The sequence below is a fragment of the Paeniroseomonas aquatica genome, from assembly GCF_030409335.1.
GTDB classification, from domain to species: domain Bacteria; phylum Pseudomonadota; class Alphaproteobacteria; order Acetobacterales; family Acetobacteraceae; genus Belnapia; species Belnapia aquatica.
Genome location: NZ_JAUFPN010000195.1, coordinates 63,118 through 85,160, shown reverse-complemented (window position 1 = coordinate 85,160; position 22,043 = coordinate 63,118). Strand labels below are relative to the sequence as shown.

24 protein-coding genes are annotated in these 22,043 nt (G+C 73.3%); 6 read left to right on the top strand and 18 right to left on the bottom strand.

Annotation, left to right across the window (positions count from 1 at the left end; genetic code table 11):
• Positions 1-23: 23 nt before the first annotated feature.
• Together QWZ14_RS24890 and QWZ14_RS24885 are read right to left on the bottom strand one after the other, a co-directional pair.
• Positions 24-998 (bottom strand): Bug family tripartite tricarboxylate transporter substrate binding protein, encoded by a 975-nt coding sequence (locus tag QWZ14_RS24890; RefSeq protein WP_290319680.1) that lies wholly within the window; start codon positions 996-998, stop codon positions 24-26.
• Positions 995-2,389, bottom strand: a complete 1,395-nt coding sequence (locus QWZ14_RS24885; RefSeq protein ID WP_290319679.1) for a M20/M25/M40 family metallo-hydrolase — start codon at positions 2,387-2,389, stop codon at positions 995-997. Before QWZ14_RS24885 ends, QWZ14_RS24890 begins: the two co-directional genes overlap by 4 nt.
• A gap of 167 nt (positions 2,390-2,556) precedes the next feature.
• Here QWZ14_RS24885 and QWZ14_RS24880 point away from each other — a divergent pair, with 167 nt between their 5' ends.
• Positions 2,557-2,931 (top strand): hypothetical protein, encoded by a 375-nt coding sequence (locus QWZ14_RS24880; protein ID WP_290319678.1) that lies wholly within the window; start codon positions 2,557-2,559, stop codon positions 2,929-2,931.
• A 158-nt stretch (positions 2,932-3,089) separates the two neighbouring features.
• Here QWZ14_RS24880 and cydB read toward each other — a convergent pair whose 3' ends face one another.
• The 4 genes from cydB to QWZ14_RS24860 form a co-directional block, all read right to left on the bottom strand.
• On the bottom strand, positions 3,090-4,118 hold the full coding sequence (cydB, locus tag QWZ14_RS24875) for a cytochrome d ubiquinol oxidase subunit II (protein WP_290319677.1): 1,029 nt from the start codon (positions 4,116-4,118) through the stop codon (positions 3,090-3,092).
• On the bottom strand, positions 4,115-5,563 hold the full coding sequence (locus tag QWZ14_RS24870; protein ID WP_290319676.1) for a cytochrome ubiquinol oxidase subunit I: 1,449 nt from the start codon (positions 5,561-5,563) through the stop codon (positions 4,115-4,117). The genes cydB and QWZ14_RS24870 overlap by 4 nt, the downstream gene beginning before the upstream one ends.
• A gap of 121 nt (positions 5,564-5,684) precedes the next feature.
• Positions 5,685-5,957 (bottom strand): hypothetical protein, encoded by a 273-nt coding sequence (locus QWZ14_RS24865; protein WP_290319675.1) that lies wholly within the window; start codon positions 5,955-5,957, stop codon positions 5,685-5,687.
• A 184-nt stretch (positions 5,958-6,141) separates the two neighbouring features.
• Positions 6,142-7,266 (bottom strand): DUF2125 domain-containing protein, encoded by a 1,125-nt coding sequence (locus QWZ14_RS24860; protein WP_290319674.1) that lies wholly within the window; start codon positions 7,264-7,266, stop codon positions 6,142-6,144.
• Between the two features lie 71 nt (positions 7,267-7,337).
• On the opposite strand from QWZ14_RS24860, the gene QWZ14_RS24855 reads away from it, so the two are divergent.
• Positions 7,338-7,922, top strand: a complete 585-nt coding sequence (locus QWZ14_RS24855) for a gamma-glutamylcyclotransferase (RefSeq protein ID WP_290319673.1) — start codon at positions 7,338-7,340, stop codon at positions 7,920-7,922.
• Positions 7,923-8,106: 184 nt separating this feature from the next.
• Here QWZ14_RS24855 and QWZ14_RS24850 read toward each other — a convergent pair whose 3' ends face one another.
• The 4 genes from QWZ14_RS24850 to QWZ14_RS24835 are packed head-to-tail and all read right to left on the bottom strand — an operon-like array spanning position 8,107 to position 11,134.
• Positions 8,107-8,868: a lysophospholipid acyltransferase family protein gene (locus tag QWZ14_RS24850; RefSeq protein WP_290319672.1), complete on the bottom strand. Its 762-nt coding sequence runs from the start codon at positions 8,866-8,868 to the stop codon at positions 8,107-8,109.
• A gap of 4 nt (positions 8,869-8,872) precedes the next feature.
• Positions 8,873-9,538 carry a YdcF family protein gene (locus QWZ14_RS24845; protein ID WP_290319671.1) on the bottom strand — a complete coding sequence of 222 codons (666 nt, stop codon included), beginning with the start codon at positions 9,536-9,538 and terminating at the stop codon, positions 8,873-8,875.
• A complete protein-coding gene (locus QWZ14_RS24840; RefSeq protein ID WP_290319670.1) occupies positions 9,517-10,440 on the bottom strand; it encodes an FtsX-like permease family protein in 924 nt (307 codons plus the stop codon). The genes QWZ14_RS24845 and QWZ14_RS24840 overlap by 22 nt, the downstream gene beginning before the upstream one ends.
• Positions 10,433-11,134, bottom strand: coding sequence for a cell division ATP-binding protein FtsE (locus QWZ14_RS24835; protein WP_290319668.1), 702 nt, complete (start codon positions 11,132-11,134; stop codon positions 10,433-10,435). The genes QWZ14_RS24840 and QWZ14_RS24835 overlap by 8 nt, the downstream gene beginning before the upstream one ends.
• Before the next feature lie 153 nt (positions 11,135-11,287).
• Here QWZ14_RS24835 and QWZ14_RS24830 point away from each other — a divergent pair, with 153 nt between their 5' ends.
• Positions 11,288-11,698 (top strand): zinc-ribbon domain-containing protein, encoded by a 411-nt coding sequence (locus tag QWZ14_RS24830; RefSeq protein WP_290319667.1) that lies wholly within the window; start codon positions 11,288-11,290, stop codon positions 11,696-11,698.
• 42 nt (positions 11,699-11,740) lie between these two features.
• Here the strand turns inward: QWZ14_RS24830 and QWZ14_RS24825 are convergent, their stop codons facing one another.
• From QWZ14_RS24825 to QWZ14_RS24800, 6 genes are all read right to left on the bottom strand, one after another.
• Complete coding sequence (locus tag QWZ14_RS24825) at positions 11,741-11,968, bottom strand: hypothetical protein (protein ID WP_290319666.1); 228 nt, start codon at positions 11,966-11,968, stop codon at positions 11,741-11,743.
• 109 nt (positions 11,969-12,077) lie between these two features.
• A complete protein-coding gene (locus QWZ14_RS24820) occupies positions 12,078-12,854 on the bottom strand; it encodes a 2-keto-4-pentenoate hydratase (RefSeq protein ID WP_290319665.1) in 777 nt (258 codons plus the stop codon).
• Positions 12,851-13,663, bottom strand: a complete 813-nt coding sequence (rlmB, locus tag QWZ14_RS24815; RefSeq protein WP_290319664.1) for a 23S rRNA (guanosine(2251)-2'-O)-methyltransferase RlmB — start codon at positions 13,661-13,663, stop codon at positions 12,851-12,853. Before rlmB ends, QWZ14_RS24820 begins: the two co-directional genes overlap by 4 nt.
• Positions 13,664-13,711: 48 nt before the next feature.
• Positions 13,712-14,068, bottom strand: a complete 357-nt coding sequence (locus QWZ14_RS24810; RefSeq protein WP_290319663.1) for a phage holin family protein — start codon at positions 14,066-14,068, stop codon at positions 13,712-13,714.
• 88 nt (positions 14,069-14,156) lie between these two features.
• Positions 14,157-15,461, bottom strand: a complete 1,305-nt coding sequence (locus tag QWZ14_RS24805) for an AmpG family muropeptide MFS transporter (protein ID WP_290319662.1) — start codon at positions 15,459-15,461, stop codon at positions 14,157-14,159.
• A 112-nt stretch (positions 15,462-15,573) separates the two neighbouring features.
• Positions 15,574-16,182 carry a hypothetical protein gene (locus tag QWZ14_RS24800; RefSeq protein WP_290319661.1) on the bottom strand — a complete coding sequence of 203 codons (609 nt, stop codon included), beginning with the start codon at positions 16,180-16,182 and terminating at the stop codon, positions 15,574-15,576.
• Positions 16,183-16,272: 90 nt separating this feature from the next.
• On the opposite strand from QWZ14_RS24800, the gene QWZ14_RS24795 reads away from it, so the two are divergent.
• Positions 16,273-17,535, top strand: coding sequence for an alpha-hydroxy acid oxidase (locus tag QWZ14_RS24795; RefSeq protein WP_290319660.1), 1,263 nt, complete (start codon positions 16,273-16,275; stop codon positions 17,533-17,535).
• Here the strand turns inward: QWZ14_RS24795 and QWZ14_RS24790 are convergent.
• Both QWZ14_RS24790 and QWZ14_RS24785 read right to left on the bottom strand, forming a co-directional pair.
• Positions 17,532-18,890: a VWA domain-containing protein gene (locus QWZ14_RS24790; RefSeq protein ID WP_290319659.1), complete on the bottom strand. Its 1,359-nt coding sequence runs from the start codon at positions 18,888-18,890 to the stop codon at positions 17,532-17,534. The two genes, QWZ14_RS24795 and QWZ14_RS24790, sit on opposite strands and share 4 nt — an antisense overlap.
• 11 nt (positions 18,891-18,901) lie before the next feature.
• Positions 18,902-19,858: an AAA family ATPase gene (locus QWZ14_RS24785; RefSeq protein WP_290319658.1), complete on the bottom strand. Its 957-nt coding sequence runs from the start codon at positions 19,856-19,858 to the stop codon at positions 18,902-18,904.
• 194 nt (positions 19,859-20,052) lie between these two features.
• On the opposite strand from QWZ14_RS24785, the gene QWZ14_RS24780 reads away from it, so the two are divergent.
• Entirely contained in the window at positions 20,053-20,520 is a 468-nt protein-coding gene (locus tag QWZ14_RS24780; RefSeq protein WP_290319657.1) for a tripartite tricarboxylate transporter TctB family protein, read from the top strand.
• 1 nt (position 20,521) lies between these two features.
• Entirely contained in the window at positions 20,522-22,033 is a 1,512-nt protein-coding gene (locus QWZ14_RS24775; RefSeq protein WP_290319656.1) for a tripartite tricarboxylate transporter permease, read from the top strand.
• The last annotated feature ends 10 nt before the right edge of the window (positions 22,034-22,043 follow it).

Genomic DNA, 22,043 nt, shown 5'->3' with positions numbered 1-22,043 from the left:
TGCTATCTCTGGTTGCAAGCCGCTCATTGCGTGGCCAGCAGCCCCGCCTCGCGCATCAGCCGGCCGATCACCGCCTTGTCGCGGCGGAACAGCGCCTGGGCCTCGGCCGGGCCGGCGACGACCGGGTCGCTGCCGGTCGCCTCCAGCTTGGCCCGGGTCGCGGCATCGCCGGTCGCCGCCTGGAAGGCGCCGGCGAGCCGGGCCTGGATCGGCTCGGGCGTGCCGATGGGGCAGAAGACCAGGATCCAGGTGGTCAGCTCGTAGCCCGGCAGCACCTCGCCGATCGCCGGCGCCCCCGGCAGGTTCGGCCGCCGCCCGGCCCCGGTCACGCCGATGACCTTGCCGCGGCCGGACTCCAGCACCGGGCGGAAGCTGCTCTCGCTGATGAAGCAGGCATCGAGCCGCCCGGCGGCGACGTCGCGGGCCACGTCGGCACCGCCGCGGTAGGGGATGTGCTCCATCCGCACCCCGGCCATCGCCTGCATCAGCTCCCCCATGAGGTGGCCGACATGGGCGACGCCGGGGGTGCCGAAGGTGACCTCGCCCGGCCGCCGCTGCGCCTCGGCCAGGAAGCCGCGCAGGTCGCCGGCCGGGAAGCCCGCGCGCATGCCGAGCACATAGGGCGCGCTGGTGAGCTGGGTGATCGGCAGCAGCAGGTCGTAGTCGAGCGGCAGCGACTTGTTCACCAGTGGGGAAGTGATCGTCGTCGCTCCCTCCATGACCAGCGTGTAGCCATCGGGCGGCGCCTGCGCCGCGGCGGCGGCGCCGACCGCGCCGGAGGCGCCGGTGCGGTTCTCGATCACCAGCTGCTGGCCGAGGTGTTCCCCGGTCCTGGCCTGCACGATCCGGGCGACGGTATCGGCGATGCCGCCGGCGCTGTAGGGGCAGATCAGCCGCACCGGGCGGTTGGGGAAGTCGCCGATGCCCTGGGCGCCGATCCCCTGGGCCAGGGCCGGCATCGGCAGCAGCGCCGCCCCGAGCAGCGCGCGGCGCCTCATCGCGGCGGCTCCTCGCCGAAGTCCCACCAGATGCCGGCCATCAGCCCCAGCCCCTCGCGCAGCAGCGGCGCCAGCGCGTGCTCGTCCGGGCCGTGCTGGTTGCAGCCGGGGTAGCTGTTCGGGATCCAGATGCAGGGGGCGTCGAGGATCTTGAGGAACAGGTCGGAGGGCGAGGAGCCGGAGGAATTCGGCACGATGTTCGGCGCCTGGTTGGAGGTCCGCCGCATCGACTTCGCCACCGCCCTGACCCAGGGATTCTCCGGGTCGGTCCGGCTGGCCGGGAACATGCTGCGGTTCAGCGCCTCCTCCACCCGCACCATGCCGAAGCCATGCGCGTCGAGGTGGCGGCGGAGGTTCGGCACGATGGTCTCGGCCGGCACGTCCACCGTATGCCGCACCTGCAGGCGCGCCCGGGCCTTGCCCTGCACCGCATTGGTCGGCGCATCCGGATGGCCGCAGACCGAGGCGAGGACGATGACGCTGGTCCAGGAATAGATCCGCTCCGCCTTGCTCATCCCCGGCTCGCCCCAGTCGGCGCTGCCCTCGGGCACGCCGGGGATGTCCTCGAAGACCAGCGCCTCGACCGCCGCCTTCACCGCCGGCGGGATGGTGGCAGGCAGCCAGCCATCGACCAGGATCTTGCCGCGCGGCGTGACGATGGAGGCCAGCGCATGCGCCAGCACGAAGCCGGGGTCGTCCAGCACCCCGCCCCAATGGCCGGAATGGTGCTCGCCCTCGCGGTAGTCCACCACCAGGTCGAAGGCGACGCCGCCGCGGGCGCCGAGCGACATCTCCGGCATGAAGGTGGTCTGCCGCGGCCCGTCGAGGGCGATGAAGACATCGGCCGCGCAGGCCTCGCGGTGGAGTTCCAGGAATTCGGCCAGCCCCGGCGAGCCCACCTCCTCCCCGGTCTCGACGAAGAATTTGGCGTTGAAGCCGAGCCGGCCGCGCTCGGCCAGCACCGCCCGCAGGGCCTCGAGCGCGATCAGGTGCTGGCCCTTGTTGTCGACCGTGCCGCGGCCGTACCAGCGGTCGCCGGCGACGGTCACCGCCCAGGGGTCGCGGCCCTCGGCCCATTGCGGCGCCAGGCCGCGCACCACGTCGCCATGGCCGTAGATCAGCACCGTCGGCAGCGCCGGATCCTCGATGCGGGTCGCCAGCAGCACCGGGCCGCGCCCGGCTTCCGGATTGTCGAGCACCCGGCTCTCGAAGCCCATCCCCGCCAGCATCGGCGGCAGCACCTCGCCGCAGTAGCGATAGAGGTCCGGCAGGCGCTGCGGCATCTGGCTCTCGGTCGGCACCGCCACCAGGGTGCGCAGCGCGGCCAGGTAGCGGCCGTCGTCGTAGCAGGCGGTGGCGCGGGCGATGGCGCCCTCGCGTGAACCGGACATCGCAGGCCCTCCCGAAGCGCGGCCATGGTGGGCTTGGCCTCCGCCGCGGGTCAACGCCCCCGGGGCCGGATCGAATCGATGCAACCATACGCGTTCGTGAGCGAAACTTTCGCCGAAGATAACGCTTCAGACAGTTTCACGACGGCAACATCCAGAGGAGCATCGATATGAATTGGTCTCGTTCAGCCATGGCACTGGCCGCGCTGGCCGCCCTGGCCGCCTGCACCACCTCGGCCCCTCCCCCGCGGGCGCCGTCCAACGTCGGCGCCAGCGCCGCCGCGCCCATCGTCCCGGGCACCGGCCAGATCATGGGCGGCATCAGCAATGCCGAGGTCGAGCGCACCACCCCGGGCGCCGGCGCCCAGGCGCCGATCGTCCCCGGGACCGGCCGCATCATGGGCGGCACCAGCAACGCCGAGATCCAGCGCACCCGGCCCGGCCGCGGCGTGCAGGCGCCGATCGTGCCCGGCACCGGCCAGATCATGGGCGGGATCAGCAACGCGGAAGTCAACCGCGTCGGCGGCGGCCCGCCGGCCCGCTGAGGTAAGGGGGCCAGCCCCGGGGGCACTGCCCCGGGGCTGGCCTCACAGCGCGCGCATCACCGCCCGCAGCGCCAGCGCCAGCAGCCCGACCGCGGCGACGCCGGCGGCCCAGAGCCCGAGGAACCACAGCCAGCGGCGCAGCGCCCCGGCGGCCATGCTCAATGGTACCCGGCCCCGGCCTTCACCTTGCCGCGGAACAGCCAGTAGACGTAGGCGGTATAGGCCAGGATGACGGGGATCAGCACCGCCGCCCCCACCAGCAGGAACAGCTGGGAGGAGCGCGGCGCCGCGGCATCCCAGATGGTGATCTCGGGCGGCACGATCATCGGCCACATGGTGATGCCGAGCCCGGTATAGGCCAGGAAGAACAGCCCGATGGCACAGAGGAAGGGCAGCCCGTCGCGCCAGGGATGGCCGTCGGTCTCGCCCAGGCTGCGGAACAGCTTCCAGGCCAGCGCCACCACCAGGACCGGCACCGGCAGGGCGGTCAGGATGGCGGGGAAGGCGAACCAGCGGGCGCGGAATTCCGGCAGCAGGAAGGGCATCACCAGGCTGACCAGGACGATGCCGGCCAGGGTCAGCGCCGCCAGCCGCCGCGCCAGCCGCGCGGCCTGGGCCTGCAGCTCCCCTTCCGTCTTCCAGACCAGCCAGCAGGCGCCGAGCAGGCCGTAGCCCACCACCAGCGCCGCCGCCGTCAGCATGGAGAAGGCCGTCAGCCAGTCCCACCAGCCGCCGGCATAGGCCCGTTCCTCGACCTTGATGCCCTGCACGAAGGCGCCGAGCGCCAGCCCCTGGCAGATGGTGGCGGCATAACTGCCCCAGGAGAAGGCGCGGTCCCAGACCAGCCGCTGCCCCGGCGTCGCCGCGCGGAACCGCATCTCGAAGGAGACGCCGCGGAAGATCAGCGCCAGCAGCATCAGAATGATCGGCATGTAGAGCGCCGGCAGGATCGTGGCATAGGCCAGCGGAAACACCGCGAACAGCCCGGCCCCGCCCATGATCAGCCAGGTCTCGTTGCCGTCCCAGACCGGCGCCACGGTATTGACCGCGACGTCGCGGTCCTCCTCGCCGCGGATCCAGGGGAACAGGATTCCGATGCCGAGGTCGAAGCCGTCCATGCAGACATAGAGGAAGACCGAGGTGGCGATCAGGAAGGCCCAGATGGTGGCGATGGTCTCGGCGCTCATGCCACCGGCTCCTGCTGCCGGCCGGCATCCGCCGGCGCGACGTGGCGGTTGCCGGGCGCGGCCGCCGGGGTGATGCCGGCGGTGCGGATCGGCTCGTCCCGGCGGGGGCCTTCCTCATGCGGCATGGGCGGGTGGCGGAACAGCCGGAACAGGTACCAGATGCCGGCGCCGAAGACGCAGAAATACACCACGACGAAGGCCGCCAGCGAGGCCGCCACGGCCGGCGCGGCGATGGGGCTGACGCTCTCGGCGGTGCGCATCAGGCCATAGACGGTGAAGGGCTGCCGCCCGGCCTCGGTGGTGATCCAGCCGAAGGTGACGGCGACCAGCCCCGATGGCCCCATCGCCACCGCCCAGCGCTTGAACCAGGGCGTGTCGTACAGCCGCCCGCGCCAGCGCAGCAGCAGCGAGGTGGCGCCGAGGGCGATCATCAGCACCCCCATGCCGATCATCATGCGGAAGGACCAGAAGACCAGCGGCACGTTGGTCGGCCGGGCATCAGGCGGAAAGTCCTTCAGCCCGCGCACCTCGCCGTCGAGGCCGTGGGTCAGGATCAGGCTGCCGAGACGGGGGATGCCGATGGCCATCCGCGTCTCCTCCGCCGCCATGTCCGGCAGGCCGAAGAGCAGCAGCGGGGCGCCGCGCTGGGTCTCCCAGTGGCCCTCCATGGCGGCGATCTTCTGCGGCTGGTGCTGCAGGGTCACCAGCCCCTGCATGTCGCCGAACAGCGCCTGGGCCGGCGCCACCAGCGCGGCCATCCACATCGCCATCGAGAACATGACCCGGGCGCGCTGGTTGCCGCGGTCGCGCAGCAGGTGGAAGGCGCCGACCGCGCCGATGATCATGGCGGTGGTCAGGTAGGCGCCGGTGATGGTGTGGAGGTAGCGCAGCGGGAAGGAGGGGTTGAAGACGATCGCCCACCAATCCTCGGGCAGGAAGCGGCCATCCGGCCCGATCGAGTAGCCCGCCGGCGTGTGCATCCAGGAATTGGCCGAGAGGATCCAGAAGCCCGAGATCAGCGTGCCGACCGCGACCAGGCAGGTGGCGGCGAAATGCAGCCCCTTCCCCACCCGGCCGAGGCCGAAGAGCATCACGCCGAGGAAGCCAGCCTCGAGGAAGAAGGCGGTCAGCACCTCGTAGCCGAGCAGCGGCCCGAGCACCGGCCCGGTGCGGTCCGAGAAGACCGACCAGTTGGTGCCGAACTGGTAGGAGAGCACGATGCCGGAGACCACGCCCATGGCGAAGTTCACCGCGAAGACCTTCAGCCAGTAGCGGAACAGGTCGAGGTAGAGCTCGCGCTTGGTGAACAGCCACAGCCCTTCCAGCACCGCGAGGTAGCTGGCCAGCCCGATGGTGAAGGCCGGGAACAGGAAGTGGAAGGTGACCGTGAAGGCGAACTGGATGCGCGCGAGCAGCAGCGCATCAGGCAAGGCATCCCAGAGCATCGGCCGATCCCGGACGGAGGGTCCGGCGGGAAAAGACTTTGCCGCCGCCAGTGTTCCGCCACACGCCGGGCATGTGGGTCACGAACCCGTCAGCCGCAAGCCGCCCCGCGGCGTTGTAACCTCAGGCGGCGATGCGTAATCCCGCGGCCGCCTCGACCCGCACGCTCATGACCCCGACGACCTGGCCGAGGTTGCCGGCGACCAGATGCACCATCTCCTCGGGCATTGCCTCCAGCACCAGCTCGATGTGGAGAAGCTCGCCGTCCCGCACCGCATGGAAGAGGTCGGCGACGAGGTCGCGCTTGGCCAGCGGCTGCAGCAACCGGGGCAACAGCCCGGGGCTGCTTTCCGCCGTGACGTGGAAACGCTTGGCGACGAGATTGGACTGGGACATTGAGGCAGGATCCGGTGCAGTGCGCGAGGCAGGGTGGGCGGGACGAACCCCGGCGGCGCAGGACGCGCCGTACCCACGGCGCGACTCAGGCAGCCGGGCTAATAATTCGCGCAATACGGGTGAAGCGGAACCTCATGGCCGGAAGCCTAGCGCAGCCCGGGCGGGCCGCGCCACCCCTAAAATGCTACCGGCCCGGCCGTGCCGGGTCCTGCGCCGCCGCGGGCAGCGGCGGACCGGCGGCGGGCCAGGCCCAGGGCGAAAGCTGGGCCACCGGGATCCGGGCCAGGGTGAGGGTGCGCTCCTCCAGGGTCAGCGGCACCTCGAGTTGCGGCGCCCCGCCCTCCGCCGGGGCCCGGCCGAGCAGCCGCACCAGGGTCCGGGCGCCGGCGGCGCCGCGCGGGGTCAGCAGCCCGGCCGCCGCGGCGGCGTCCAGCGCCTCCGGCGCGCCGGTCAGCTTCAGGGTCCCCGCCCCCATCGGCTGCAGCGCCTCGTCCAGGGTCAGGGTGGCGGTGCTGGTCGCGCCCACCGGCCCCCAGCGCAGGGCGAGGGACCGCAGCGCCAGGGTGCCGCCGCCGTCGCGCCAGGCTTCGGCCCGCGCCGCCGGCCCGCGCCCGGGCGGCACCGGCCCGCTCAGCGCCAGGTCGAGCTCCAGCGCCTGCAGGCTCCGCCCCAGCGCCGCCGAGAGCGGGGAGGCCGGCAGCACCACCCCCGTCACCCCGCCGCCGAGGGTCACCGCCGGCTCGCCCTCGATCGCGGTGATGCGGGTCTCGACCGCCAGCCACAGCCGCGCCGCCTCCAGGCCCGCGCCGCGCAGCCCCTCCCCCTCCAGCGTCGCCTCGCGCGGCAGCACGTGGCGCTCGATCGGCAGCTCGGCGGTGAGGCGGTCGGCGGCGAAGGGCAGCTCCAGCGCGCCCAGGCGCAGGCGGTGGTGGCCCGGCATCCGCACCACCAGCCGGTCGACCAGCGGCAGGGAGACCCGCAGCTCCAGCGCCTCGGCCTGCCAGTCCATGCCGCCGGGCAGGGTGGCGCCGCCGCCGGCCAAGTGGAATTGCGGCAGGGTCAGCGTGGCGGAGAAGGGCCAGCCGCCGCGCCGCGGCGCGCCATGCCCGAGCTGCCAGCCCTGCGCCCGGCGACCCTCGGCCCAGGCGGCGAAGCCCTCCTCCAATTGGCGGCCCATCCAGCGCCACAGCAGCGCATGGCCGGCGGCGAGCAGGAGGAGGACCAGCGCGGCGCCCAGCAGCGCCCGCACCCCGAGGCGCCGGCGCCGGCCGGACGCGCGGCCGGGAAGGGCCGACGGCTTGGCGGACATGTCGCCGGAGGATATATCCCGAAGCCCGGCCCCAGGCGAATTGCCGCCGGCGGCCCCCCGGTGCCCTTCCCATGTCCACGCCGCAGCCGCTCGATCCCGACGGCCATCTCTATGTCTTTGCCTATGGCTCCTTGATCTGGCGGCCCGGCTTTCCCCACCTCGGCGCCCATCCGGCCCTGCTGCGCGGCTTCCACCGCCGTTTCTGCCTCTGGAGCCGCTTCTACCGCGGCACCGCGGAGACGCCCGGACTGGTGCTGGGGCTCGACCGGGGCGGCGCCTGCCGCGGCGTCGCCTTCCGCGTCCAGGCGGCGGAGGCCGCGGCGGTGCTGGCCTACCTCGATGCGCGGGAGAACATCGGCGACGAGGTGGTCTATACCCGGCGCCTGCTGCCGGTGCGGCTGCTGGACAGCGGGCGGCCGGTGCAGGCCGTCACCTACGTGGCCAACCGCGGCCATGGCAGCTACTGCCGCCCCGGCCCGGACCTGGCCGCCGCCGCCATCGCCCGCGGCATCGGCACCGCCGGGGCCAACCGGGACTACCTGCTCAACACCCTGGCGCACCTGCGGGCGCTGGGCGTGCGGGACGCCGGCCTGGACCGGATCGCCGCCCTGCTGCCCGCCATGCCGGTCGATTGTCCACAATCCCCAGGGGGTTAGCCGCTTCGCTGTGCGCAACCGGGAGCGGGTTGTTCCGACCCGAGTCGCTCACTGACGCGTGATGGAAAATAATCAATCGATTCAATAGCTTGCTGATATGTCGTAATGGTATGCAAAAGATTTTCCCGGCATATTTCTTGGGGAAAACCCTATCGGTGCAGCAGTTTGCACCCTGCTGCTGGTCTCACGGCGCAGCGCGCGGTGCCAAGTCATCCACGGTGTTATCCACAGGCTGGCCGGCCATCAGCCGGTCGCTTTCGGCCTCGATCAGGCTCTCGAGCCGGGCCAGCAGCACCGGCCGCGGCAGCCCCGCGGGCAGCGGCGGCAGCACCGAGATGACGATGGTCCCCGGCCGCTTGAGGAAGGCGCGGCGGCCCCAGAGCACCCCGCTGTTGGTCGCCACCGGGACCACCGGCAGGCCGGTGGCGGCGGCGAGCGCCGCGATGCCGGGCTGGTAGGGCACCCGCTCGCCCGGCGCAACCCGCGTGCCCTCGGGGAAGATCACCAGCTGCCGGCCGGCCGCGGCCGCGGCCCTGCCCGCCTTCAGCAGGTGCCGCATCGCCGCCGCGCCACCCGAGCGGTCGACCGAGATCATCCCGACCTTGGCGACCAGGAAGCCGTAGAAGGGGATCCGCAGCAGCTCCTGCTTCAGCACGTAGGCGCAGTTCGGCACCAGCAGCAGCCAGACGACGGTATCGAGCGCCGACTGGTGCTTGGCGGCGATCAGCGCCGGGCCCGACTGCGGCAGGTGCTCCCGCCCGATGACCTCCAGCTTGATCCCGCAGATCCAGCGCAGCTCCTGCACCACCAGCCAGGCCCAGAAGCGGATCGGCGGCATGGTCCAGTGCGCCGGCGCCAGCAGCACCGGCGTCGACAGGATGGCGACCGCGGCGGTGGTGCCGAAGAAGGCGATGTTGAACAGCACCGAACGGAACCAGGTCAGCATGGGGTCATCTTCGCGGGGGGTCCAGGGGCAGTCCCAGCAGCCCGGGAACGCCGGCCCAGGCTGCGAGGAATTTCAGGTATTCGCCGGCCAGCAGCGACCAAGTGCGGGGCTGGCCGCCCGCCGCCGGGTCGCGCAGCCGCGCCGGTACCACGGGGTGCGCCACCAGCGCCACCTCCGGCAGCGTCCGCCGCAGCTCCAGCAGGGCGCGCGGCATGTGGTAGCCGGCGGTGACCACCCGCAGGGAGCGCAGCTGCGCCCCGCGCGCCCATTCCGCGATCTCGGCCGCGTTGCCCCGCGTCGAGGTGGCGCGCGGCCCGAGCGCCACCCGCCCCGCCAGCGGCTCCGGCTCCAGCGCCGCCAGCCGGGCGACATCGGCCAGCGTCACCTGCGGATGCACGCCCGAGACCAGCAGCCGGTCGGCCCGGCCCTCCCGCAGCAGGCGGAGGCCGGTCTCGACCCGCTCCGCCCCGCCGGTCAGCACGGCGATCCCGTCGGTATGGCGCGTCGGCTCCGCCGGATCGCGCCCGGCCAGCACCAGGAATGCGCCGAAGCCCGCCACCAGCGCCGCCAGGGCCAGGGCCGGCGCGGCCAGCAGCAGGCCCCACCGCCAGCGGCGAGGCCGCTCGAGGCGCCGCTCCGGCAGGTCGCTCACGGCAGCCGGCGCAGCCATCGCCGCACCGTCACCTGCGCCGTCAGCCAGCCCAGCCCCGCCGCCAGCAGCGGCAGCGGCGCCAGCGCCTCCCAGGGCAGGCTGGTCCAGGGCCAGTCGAGCATCGACTCCGCCGGCTGCCCGCCCAGCAGCGGCGCGGCGAGGTCGGCGAAGCCGGCCAGCACCGGCACCGCCAGCAGGGTTCCGGCCGCCGCCCCGGCCGCCACCAGCCAGCCCGCCCGCTGGGCGAAGCGCCCGGCGATATCCGCATCGGTCGCGCCCAGGTCGTGCAGGATGGCGATGGCCTCCCGCCGGGCCGCGATCCCGGCCCGGACCGCGACCGCCACCACCGCCGCGGCGATGCCGGCGACCAGCGCCAGCGCCGCCAGGGCCACCGCCTGCAGGCTGCGGGCCAGCGCCACCAGCCGGGCGACCCAGACCCCGTGGGATTCGACCGAGGCCCCGGGCACCGCCGCCGCGATCCGCCGGGCCAGCGCCTCCGGCGCCACCGGCAGCCCGGCCAGCTGCAGCTCGATCACCACCGGCAGCGCCATGGCCGGCGCCTCGCCGAGCCAGGGGCGCAGCAGCGCGGCCATGCGCGCCTGGTCCATCGGCTGCGCCCGGGTCACCTCCGGCATCGCCTCCAGCGCCGCCAGCCCGCGCGCGAGCCGCGCCGCCCCGGCATTGGCCGGCAGCTGCACCGTCATCGCCGCCGCGGCGCCGCCTTCCCAGCGCGCGGTCAGCTCCGCCGCCCCGCGCGAGCCGGCCAGGGCCAGCGCCGCCAGCAGCGCCATGGCGGCGACCAGGGCCGGCAGCAGCCGGTCCGACAGCGCCCGCCGCAGGCCCAGCGGGTCCCGCCCCCGGCTGCGCCGCAGCCGCGGCACGGCGGGTTGCCGCGCCGGGATTCCCATGCCGTCAGCCATGCCGCACCAGCCGGCCCTCGGCGAGCCACAGCGCCGGGCCCGGGTGCTCGGCCACCAGGGTCTCCGCATGGGTCGCCACCACCACGGTGGTGCCGAGCCGGTGCATCTCCTGCAGCAGCGCCAGCACCCGCCGCGCCTGCGGGCCGTCGAGGTTGCCGGTCGGCTCGTCGGCCACCAGCAGGGCCGGGCGCATCACCACCGCCCGGGCGATGGCCACGCGCTGCTGCTCGCCGCCCGAGAGCGTCGCCGGCAGCGCGGTCAGCTTCCGCTCGAGCCCCGCCCAGCGCAGCATCTCCGCCGCATCGGCGCGCAGCTGGGCCTCCGGCCGGCCGGCGACCCGCATCGGCAGGGCGACGTTGTCGAAGACGCTGAGGTGCGGCAGCAGCCGGAAGTCCTGGTAGACCACGCCGATCCGCCGCCGCAGCGCCGGCAGCGCCGCCCGCCGCGCCCCGGCCAGCCGGTGGCCGAGGATCTCCACCTCGCCCCGGCTCGGCCGCAGCGCCAGGTGCATCAGCGCCAGCAGCGAGGATTTCCCCGCCCCGGAGGGGCCCAGCAGCCAGTGGAAGCTGCCCTGCGGCAGGGTGAAGCTGAGGTCGCGCAGCACCTCCGGCGCCAGGCTGGGCTTACCCTGTCCGGGCTGCCCCGACCCGGCCGGCGTTCCATACCGCAGCCCGACATGCTCGAAGCGCACCATGCGGCGGACAATGCCGCCCGCCGCCCCCGCCGCCAAGGGGCCGGGCGCCGGGACGGGCGATCGCGCCCCCCGCCGGGCAGCGCCGGGCGGCGACAGAGGCAGACCAAGCAAGGCTTGCAGCCGCGCCGCCCGCCCCGCAGATTACGCCGGCCCATGCGCATCGCCTGCCCCACCTGCGACGCCACCTACGAGGTGCCGGATGCCCTGATCGGCGGCGGCCGGCTGCTGCGCTGCGCCAAATGCGGCCATGACTGGATGGTCCGGCCCGCGGCGGGCGACTCGGCGCCGGCCGCGGCGACGCCGGTGCCGCCACCGCCCGAGGGGCCGCCGCCCTTCCGGCCGCCCAGCCGCCAGGCGCAGCCGATCCACCCGCCGCTGCCGAATCCGGCGGAGCAGCGGCGCGCCCGGGCGGCGGCGATGCTGCTCTGGGCGGCCTGGATCGGCTCGGGGGTGCTGCTGGCGGCGCTGGGCGCCGGGGCCTGGGCCTATCGCGGCCCGATCGTCGAGGCCTGGCCGCCGGCCGCCAGGCTCTACCTGCTGCTCGGCGCCAGCCAGACCGGCTGAGGCCCGGCCGCCCGGCAGCCGGGAAGGCTGGGGCCCGAAGCCTCAGGCGTGGCCGACCGGCCCGAAGGAGTCCTGGTTGGTGGCGGTGACCACCGCGGCGAAGAGCCGCAGCGCATCCGGGCCGCCGCGGTCGTTCAGGGTGCCCTGCTCCATTTCGATCGCCAGCAGGCGGGCGTGTTCCGCCAGGGTTTCGGCGGCGCGGCGGAGAGCCTCCCGGGAAAGCGCGAGCTGCAGCTCGTCGGTCAGCAGGTTCCAGTCGGCAGGAGGCATGGGGTTTCCATCCGGTATGCCATTCTGGCGCGGTAGCAGGGGGCCGCTCATGCGGCGGCGGGTCCTTGCTAGCAGAGCGGGGGTTAATGCCGGCTTGCGATCGGCCGCCTCAGGTGAAGCGGAGCCGGGCGACGCCCAGCAGGTCGAAACCCGCCTCGACCTCGCCCGGCCCCTCCAGCACGCCCTCCAGCCAGATCGGCGGGGTGACCGAGCCGAGCCAGACCACCTGCCCCGCCTTCAGCCCGCCGAAGACCTCGGCCGCGCCGGAGCCCGCCAGCCAGGCCAGCGCTTCTAGCGGATGCCCGAGCAGGTCGCGGCCATGGCCGCTGCCCACCACCTTGCCGCCGATGCGGAACTCGCCCCGCGCCGCGCCGAGGTCGAGCGAGCGCCAATCCGCCACCGGCGCGCCGAGCACGCCCGAGGCGTGGAAGACCTGGTCGGCGATCAGCGTCGGGGTGCCGAGCGTGGCGAGGTCGCCGTAGCGGCGCTCGACGATCTCGATCGCCGGGAAGACCTCGGCGACGGCCGCCGCCGCCTGCTCCCGCGTGCAGGGGCCGAAGGGCAGGTCGCGGCCCAGCCGCACCCCGATCTCGCATTCGACGCCGGGGTCGAGGAAATCCGCCCGGCGGAAGGCCGCCCCGCTCGGGTTGACCGAGCCCGCCGGCACGAAGCCCGCCGCCGGCCCGGCGAGGCCGAGGTAGGCCTGCATCTGCCGCGTCGTGGCGCCGATCTTGAAGCCGGCCGGCGGGACGGCGCCGAGCGCCTCGGCCACCTCGTGCTGCACCGCGTAGCCGGTGGCGAAATCCTGCGGCGCGTCGCCGCCGAGCGGGGCGAGGATCCCCCGGGCCCGGCGGGCGGCGAGAATGGCGTCTGCGGCGGCACTCATCGGTGTTCTCCCCGGACCAGCTCGTACAACGCCACCGCGGCGGCGGCCGAGACGTTCAGGCTCTCCATCTCCGCGGCGATGGGCAGGCGGGACAGCTCGTCGCAATTCTCCCGCGTCAGGCGGCGCATGCCGTCGCCCTCGGCCCCCAGCACCAGCGCCACCCGGCGGCCGCCGAGCCCGGCCTGGGTCTGCGCCAGGGTCACCGGCGCGGCGCCGTCGAGCCCGACCACCCAGAGCCCCGCCTTCTTCAGCTCATCCAGGGCGCGGGAGAGGTTCACCACCCGCACCACCGGCACGACCTCGAGCGCGCCCGAGGCGGCGCGGGCCAGCGCCCCGGTCTCGGGCGGCGCGTGGCGGTCCTGCATCACCAGGGCGGAGGCGCCGAAGGCCGCCGCCGAGCGCAGGATGGCGCCGATGTTCCGCGGGTCGGTCACCTGGTCCAGCACCAGCACCGGCCCCTCGCCGTGCTCGAGGGCGCGGTCGAGGGTGAGGTTCGGCAGCGGCTCCACCAGCAGCGCGGCGCCCTGGTGGACGCTGTCCTCCGGCAGGAAGGTGCCGAAGCGCTGCCGGTCGGCGCGTTCCGGGGCGATCCGCCAGCTCGGCGAGCCATCGGCGCGGGGCAGCCGGGCGGCGAGCGTCGCCTCGGCCTCCTCGGTCACCAGCAGGCGCTTCAGCCGGCGGGCGGGGTTGGCCAGGGCGGCGGCCACGGCGTGCAGGCCATGCAGCCAGACCCCGCCGGCGCCGCCGCGCTGCTCCGGCACCGGCGGCCGGCGGGAGGGGGCGGGGCTGGACTGGTTCGATCGGCGCATGCCGTCATTTGGCCTGCGGCAGGGCCGCTGTCCATCGCCCGGTGGCGGTTATCTGTTGGACACGTCCGGGCCGGCGAAGACCCGCGCCGCGCCCCAGCTCACCAGCGAGACCACGATGGCGCCCATCAGCGCCGGCCAGAAGCCGTCCACCCGGAAGCCGGGCAGCAGCAGCGCGGTCAGCCCGAGCATGGCCGCGTTCACCACCAGCAGGAACAGGCCGAGGGTCACGATGGTCAGCGGCAGCGACAGCAGCACCAGCACCGGCCGCACCACCGCATTCACCAGCCCGAAGACCAGCGCCGCCAGCAGCAGGCCGAGCAGCCCGCCGACATGGATGCCGGGCACGACCTGGGTCGCCGCCCAGAGCGCGAAGGCCGTGATGAAGGTGCGTGCCCAGAATCCCATGTACCGTCTCCGCCTGTGGTCCGGCGCCCATATGGTGCCGCCGGGGTGGCCCCGCCCAGGGCTGCGGGCCACGCGCCCGGACAATATCTCAGGCCGGCGCTTCGCGCGGCGGCAGGCGGCGCAGCAGCCAGAGCATGATGCCCATGGCCGGCAGCGCCGCCGCGGTGGTCATCAGGAAGAACACCTCCCAGCCCAGCTGCTCCGCCAGCCAGCCGGAGGCGGCGCTGAAGGTCCGCAGCGGCAGCACCGCGAAGGACGACAGCAGCGCGTATTGCGTCGCGGTGAAGCTGCGGTTGGTGAGCGAGGAGAGGTAGGTGAGGAAGGCGGTATCGGCCAGCCCGTCGGTGAAGGCCTCGATCCCCACCTGGGCCCAGAGCATGGGCAGGTCGTGCCCGGCCCGGGCCAGGGCAACATACATCAGGTTGGACAGCATCTGCCCGAGCCCGGTCAGGACCAGCGCCCGGGCGGTGCCGAGCCGGGCGACCACCCAGCCGCCGGCCAGCGCCCCGCCGAGGGTGGCGACCAGCCCGAAGACGGTGCTCACGTTGGCGACGTCGGTGCGGGTGAAGCCGAGCCGGTTGTAGAAGGTGGTCGCCATGCCGCCGGCCAGCGCCTCGCCAAGCTTGAACAGCGCGATGAACAGCAAAATCGCCAGCCAGTACCGCCGCCGCATGAAATCGGCGAAGGGGTCGACCACCGCGACCCGCATCCGCTGGCGCCAGCCGCGCGCCACGGCGAAGCCGGGCGGCGCCGCCGGCTCGGCCGGGGCCGCCAGCACGGCGAGGAAGCCGAGCCCGACCAGCCCCGCGGCATAGGCATAGGCGCCGGCCCAGCCGAGGCTGCCGACCAGCCAGAGGCAGCCGGCGCCGCTGGCCACCAGCGCGCCGCGATAGCCCCAGAGGTAGCAGGCGAGGCCGAAGCCCTGCTCGCGCTCGGCCAGCACCTCGATGCGGTAGGCGTCGATGGCGATGTCCTGGCTGGCCGAGAGGAAGGCGACCAGCACCGCCAGCGCCGCCGTGGTCAGCGGCGAGACCGCGGGGTTCGACAGGCCGAGGACGATGATCGCCAGCATGAGGCAGGGCTGGATCACCACCAGCCAGCCGCGCCGCCGGCCCAGCCTGGCCAGCCAGCCGGGCGGGACCGGCGGGCGGAGGTCGTCGAGCAGCGGCGCCCAGAGGAATTTCAGCGCATAGGCCCAGCCGACCAGCGCCAGCATGCCGATCTCGGTCAGCGACAGCCCGGCCTCGGTGAACCACTGGCGCAGCACCTGCCCGGCCACCAGCGGCCAGGGCACGCCGGCGGCGAAGCCGAGCGCGAAGAGCACGAGGAAGCGCCGGTCCTGCCACCAGGACAGGTGGCGGCGGGGTGCGGGCGGCGATTCGGGGGCGGCCATGCGCCGGGCTAGCAGAAGCGCCGGCCCGCCGCCATCCGCGCGACGGGCCGGCCTGGCTTGCTCCGGCGGTCAGCTCACCCCGGCCTGCCGGCCGGGGCGGCGGGCGCCGCCCTCAGGTCCGGCCGCCGCCGCCACCGCCGCCGCCGCCGCCGCCGCCGCGCGGCGAGCCGAGCCGGTCCTGGCGGTCCAGTTCCTGCGCCGCCCTGGCCGTGGCCGCGGCGACCCGGGGCAGCGGCGGCAGCGCCGCCAGGCGCCGCAGGGTGGCGCCGCCGCCGGCCGGGAAGATGGGCACCGACAGGGCGCGTTCCGCCGCCGGCTGGTCCCCGGCATTGAGGGCGCGGGAGGCGGTATAGAGCGCCTGGACCACCGGCTGGGCCGGGGCATTCGGGGCGATGCCGATCGCCGGGCGCAGCTCGGCGAGGCCGGCGGCGAAATCCGGGCCGGTGGTGCCGGTGAAGCCGCGCCAGCGCGGGCCATAGGGCAGCTCGGTCGCCAGGTATTCGAAATTGGCGACGGCCCGGGCCGCGGCCGCCGGCTGGCCGGCGAGGGTCGTCGGGGTGGCGAAGGCATAGGCGGTGCCGATGATCGCGGCCCGGGTCGGGTCGCCGGCGCCGACGACGGCATCGTTCGGCAGGGTGGCATAGCCCTGCGGCGGCTGGTCCGGGGCGACGCAGCCGGCCAGCAGCAGCAACGCAAGGGCGGGAAGGCGCGGGTTGAGCATGGCCTGGATCCTCATGCGTCCCGGGTGGTTGCTTCCCCGGGATCGGGTATGGCGCAAAGATGGGGACCAAGCCGGCAGGGGAGAATAGGCATGAGCGGCAGTCAGGGCACGACCACCGGAATACCGGCCCCCGAAACCCCGGCCGCGGCGCTGCGGCGGCGGTTCCCCACCTTCGCCGACCTGCAACGCCGGGCGAAGTGGCGTGTTGCGCGCTTCGCCTATGATTTCGTCGCGGGCGGGGTCGGCGACGGGGCGCCGAACGTGGCGCATAACCGGGCGGCGATGGATGCGGTGCGGATCGTGCCACGCTACGCGCTCGACGTCTCGGCGGTCTCCATCCGGACCAGCCTGTTCGGGCGGGACTATGCCGCGCCGGTGGGCGTGGCGCCGATGGGCAACATCGGCATGGTCTGGCCGGAGGCGGATGCGATCCTGGCGGCCGCGGCGCAGGCGGCGCGGATTCCCTACGTCTCGTCGACCGTCGCCAACGTGCCGATGGAGCGGCTGGCCGCGCTGGCGCCGGATGTCTTCTGGTTCCAGCTGTATGGGCTGCCGGCGGAGAAGCACGCGCTCTCCTTCGACCTGATCCGCCGGGCGGAGGCGGCGGGAGCGCATGCGCTGGTGCTGACGCTCGACGTGCCGATGCGGCAGAAGCGGGTGCACGACATCCGCAACGGGCTGGTGATGCCCTTCCGCTACCGGCCGCGGACCTTCCTCGACATCGCCCGCGCGCCCTTCTGGGCGCTGGAGATGCTGACCAAGGGGCAGCCGACCTTCCCGAACATGCGGAAATACGTCGGCGAGGGCGCCAGCCTCGCTGACATGGCGGGCTTCGTGCAGCGCAACATGGTCACCGGCGTGACCTGGGAGGACATCGCCAGCTTCCGCGAGGCCTGGCCGCGGGCGCTGGTGCTGAAGGGGATCCAGCACCCGGAGGATGCGGCGAAGGCGGTGGCGCTCGGCGTCGACGGGATCTGGGTCTCGAACCACGGCGGGCGGCAGTTCGACGCGGCGCCGGCCTCGATCGACAGCGTGCCGGCGATCGCGGCGGAGGTGGCGGGCAAGGCGAAGGTGCTGTTCGACGGCTCGATCCGCTCGGGGCTCGACGTCTTCCGGGCGCTGGCGGTGGGGGTCGACATGTGCTTCGCCGGGCGGGCCTTCCTCTATGCGGTGGCGGCGCTGGGACGGGCGGGCGGCGACCATGCCGCGGCGGCCTTCATGGAGGAGGTGCGGGGCACCTTCGCCCAGGCGGGGACGGTGAGCGTGGCGGATGCGGCGCGCGCTGCGGTGCTGCATCCCGGCGCGGTCTGGCTGGGGCCGCCGGCCAATGCGCCGCGGGCGCCGGCGGGCTAGGCCCCGTCCCGCAGCAGGTCGCTGATGACGCGGTCGAGCTGGTCGAGGGTGTTGCAGACCGCGGCCACCCGGCAGTGGGGCGCGTAGCGCAGCATGTCCGAATCGCCGGTGCCCCAGACGGTGCGGACCTCGGGGTTCAGCCAGACGATCTGCTTGGCGCGGTTGGCCATGCGGGCGAGGATGTCGACCCGCGGGTCGGTGCGGTTGCCGCGGCCGTCGCCGAGGATGATGACGGTGGTCTGGCTGTCGAGCAGCGGCATGAAGCCGCCCTCGAAATCGGCCAGCGCGCGGCCGTAGTTCGACGACCCGAAGCCGGCGCGGTCCATCACCGCGGGGATGGCGCGGTCGATCGGCTGGTGCTCGAGCAGGTCGGAGACATCGGCCAGGGCGCCGGAGAAGGCGAAGGCCCGCAGCCCGGCCAGCGCCTCGTTCAGCGAATAGAGGAAGAGCAGCAGGAACTGGGCGAGGGCCGCGACCGAGCCGCTGACGTCGCAGAGCACGACGAGCTTCGGCTTGTCGATCGTCTCCTGCTTCCAGACCGTGAGGAAGGGCACGCCCTCCCAGCCCATGTTGCGGCGGAGGGTCTTGCGCACATCCAGCACGCCGCGGCGGTCCCGCTTGCGCTTGCGGCCGTATTGGGTCGCCAGCCGCCGGGCCATGGCGCGGACCAGCAGGCGCATGCGGTCGTGGTCGCGGCGGTCGATGGCGGACATGCGGGTGCGCGACAGCACGCGCTCGCGGAATTCCTCGTTGCGCCCTTGCGCGTAGAGCAGCAGGTTCTGCTGCACCAGGTCCTTCACCTGCTCCCGCAGCCGGTCGCGGCCGGCGCGCAGGCGGGCGGTGCGGGGCGCCTCCGGCGCGGCCGCGATCTCGCGCTCCACCGCGCCGAGGCCCATGCGCTCCAGGATGCGGCGGGTGTAGAGATTCACCTGGGTGAAGATGGTGATGGCGGAGACGCCGGCCTCGGCCGCGGCCTCTTCGGCGGCGGCGGCCAGCGCCGCCTGGTCGCCGGCGAGGATCAGGCGGGAGAGGCCGCCTTCGCCCTGGCCCTGGCCCTCCCCTTGGCCTTCGCCCTGCCCTTCCGGCTGGCCCTCGGCGGGGGCCGCCGGGTCGCTGTCCCCCGCGGTCTCCTCGCGGAAGCCGGCGCGGGTGAAGAAGAGGTCGAAGCAGGCGGCGAAGGCGCGCTTTTCCTCCGCGGTCTTGGCCAGCACCAGGCCGAGGGTGTCGCGCAGCCGGGCGCGGTCCTCGAAGCCGACGAATTGCACGGCCTGCACCGCGTCGATGCTCTCGGCCGGCGAGATGCGGAGCCCGGCGCTGCGGGCGGCGCGGAAGAAGTCGAGCAGCGGCGTGTTCATCCCCTGGGCCATTACCGGACGGGCACCGCCTCGCGCTTCGCCTTCAGCAGCAGCTCGCCGAGCTGCGGCTCCACCGCCTCGATGTCGCTCTCGAATTTCAGCAGCACGTTCAGCGTCTCCCGCACCAGGGTCGGGTCGAGCTCGCGGACGTGCAGCAGCACCAGGACGCGGGCCCAGTCGATGGTCTCGCTGACCGAGGGCTGCTTCTTCAGGTCGAGCGTGCGGATCTGCTGGACGAAGGCGACGAGCTGGCGGCGGAGGTTCTCCTCCACGCCGGGGACGCGGGTCGCGATGATGCGGGCCTCCAGCCGGGCATCGGGCAGGCCGATGTGCAGGTGCAGGCAGCGGCGCTTGAGCGCGTCGCCCAGGTCGCGCTGGCTGTTCGAGGTGAGCAGCACGATGGGCGGGACATCGGCCTTGATGGTGCCGATCTCGGGGATCGAGACCTGGTAGTCCGAGAGGATCTCGAGCAGGAAGGCCTCGAATTCCTGGTCGGCCTTGTCGACCTCGTCGACCAGCAGGATGGCGCCGCCCGGCTCCCGCAGCGCGCGCAGCAGCGGGCGGGGTTCGAGGAAATGCTCGGAGAAGAACAGGTCGCTGAAGCCGTGCAGCTTGGTGAGCGCGGACTCGAGCCCGGGCTCCTCGCCCAGCACCGCGCCCAGGCGGTCCTTCAGGATTTGCGTGTAGAGGAGCTGCTTGCCGTATTTCCACTCGTACAGCGCCTTGCTCTCGTCGAGCCCCTCGTAGCACTGCATCCGGATCAGGCTGAGGCCGAGCCAGGAGGAGAGCGCCTTGGCGAGCTCGGTCTTGCCGACGCCGGCCGGGCCCTCGACCAGGATCGGCTTGCGCAGGTGATGCGCCAGGTAGACGGCGGTGGAGATGGAGCGGTTGGCGATGTAGCCGGCGGATTCGAGCCCGCGGTCGGTGGCCTCGATGGAATGAAGCTGGTCCTGCCAGGCGATGCTCATGCGGCGGGCTGTGCCATTGTGGGGACGTCTCCGATAGCGGGCTATGCAATTTCCCCGATCATGGACCGGCCGGGGCAAGGCGCCAACCTCCCCCCGGCCGGCGGCCTTCGTTCCGGTCACGAATATGCGGCTGGAGGGAACCGGCCGGTTCGCTATGGTGCCGTCCAGGGAAGAAAATCCAAGGAGGCTGCCGCGTGCAATTATCCGACCGGGTGACCGGCGCGGTCCTGGTGGGGCTGGGGGGGCTTGCGGCCTGGAGCGGCTCGAGGCTGCCGGGCGTGCCGGGGCAGGATGTGGGGCCGGCGGCCTTTCCCATGCTCATCGGCGGCGGCCTGATGCTGTGCGGGGCGATGATCGCCCTCGGCATCGGCCACAGCTTCGAGGTGCCGGAGGAGGAGGAGGCGGTGCCCGGGCGGTCCCGCTTCTACGGGCTGCGGGTGCTGGTGCCCCCGGCCCTGCTGCTGTTCTACATGTTCGCCGCGGAGCCGCTGGGCTTCCTGCTGACCGCCTTCCTGATGGTGCTGGTCGGCGCCTTCGCGCTCGGGGCCCGGGCGAGGCTCGCGGTGCCGCTGGCGCTGGTCGCGCCGCTGATCGTGCACCTGGCCTTCTACAAGCTGCTGCGGGTGCCCCTGCCCGAAGGACTGCTCGGAGCCCCGTGGTAGCATGAGCGAATTATACGAAGCCATCCGGCTGGTCGCCGCGCCGGATGTGGTCATCGCCATCGTCGCCTCGGCGATCTACGGGCTGGTGGTCGGCTCCATGCCGGGGCTCTCGGCCACCATGGCGACGGCGCTGCTGGTGCCGGTGACCTTCTGGCTCTCGCCCATCGCGGCCATCGCCACCATCATCACGGCATCCGCCATGGCGATCTTCTCCGGCGACATCCCGGGCTGCCTGCTGCGCATCCCCGGCACGCCGGCGAGCGCGGCCTATACCGACGAGGCCTATGCCATGACCCGCAAGGGCCAGGCGGAGATGGCGCTGGGCGCCGGCCTCTGGTTCAGCGCCATCGGCGGCATCGTGGGGACGCTGTCGCTGGTGCTGATGGCGCCGCTGCTGGCCGAGATGGCGCTGTCCTTCTCGACCTACGAGTATTTCTGGCTCGCCTTCCTCGGGCTGATGTGCGCGACGCTGGTGGCGCGGTCGAGCCCGATCAAGGCCATCGCCTCCATGCTGCTCGGGCTGCTGATCGCCTGCATCGGGATGGAGAACCCGGCGGGGACGCCGCGCTTCACCTTCGGCATGACCGACCTGCTGGGCGGCATCGAGCCGATCCCGGCGCTGGTCGGCGTCTTCGCCGTGAGCGAGGTGATGCGGGCCATGGCCTCGGCCGAGCCGCCGAAGCTGCCGAAGCGGAAGTTCGGCAGCATCCTGGCCAACCAGTGGATGCTGACGAAGAAGTACCAGAAGCCGATGTGGCGGGGCAATTTCATCGGCATCATCATCGGCGTGCTGCCGGGCGCCGGCGCCGACATGGCGGCCTGGGTCAGCTACGCCATGTCGAAGAAATTCTCGAAGACGCCGGAGCTCTTCGGCACCGGCCACCCGGAAGGGCTGGTCGAGGCGGGGGCGTCCAACAACGCCTCGCTCGCCTCGGGCTGGGTGCCGGCGCTGCTGTTTGGCATCCCCGGCGACACCATCACGGCGATCGCCATCGGCGTGCTCTACATGAAGGGGCTGAACCCCGGGCCGACGCTGTTCACCGAGAATGCGCGCAGCATGTATGCGCTCTATCTCATCTTCATCATCGCCAACATCATCATGATCCCGCTCGGCATCGTCATGATCCGCATGGCCTCCACCGTGCTGCGGGCGCCGCGGGCCTCGATCATGCCGGTGATCCTGCTGCTGTGCGCGGTCGGCGCCTATGCGACGGGGAACAACCTGTTCTCGGTGGGGCTGGTCGGCGCCTTCGGCATCCTCGGCTTCGTGATGGAGCGGAACGGCTATCCGGTGGCGGCGCTGGTGCTCGGCATCGTCATGGGCAGCATGGTGGAGACGAATTTCGTCACCAGCCTGATCAAGTCGGACGGCGACGTGCTGCCCTTCTTCGAACGGCCGGTCTCGGCGGTGCTGGCGGCCATGACCATCGGCGCGCTGCTCTGGCCGCTCGGGGTGTGGATCTGGAACCGCACCGGCGGTGCGCGCTTGCAGCCGCGCGGCGCGGCAGAGTAGCAGTTGATCA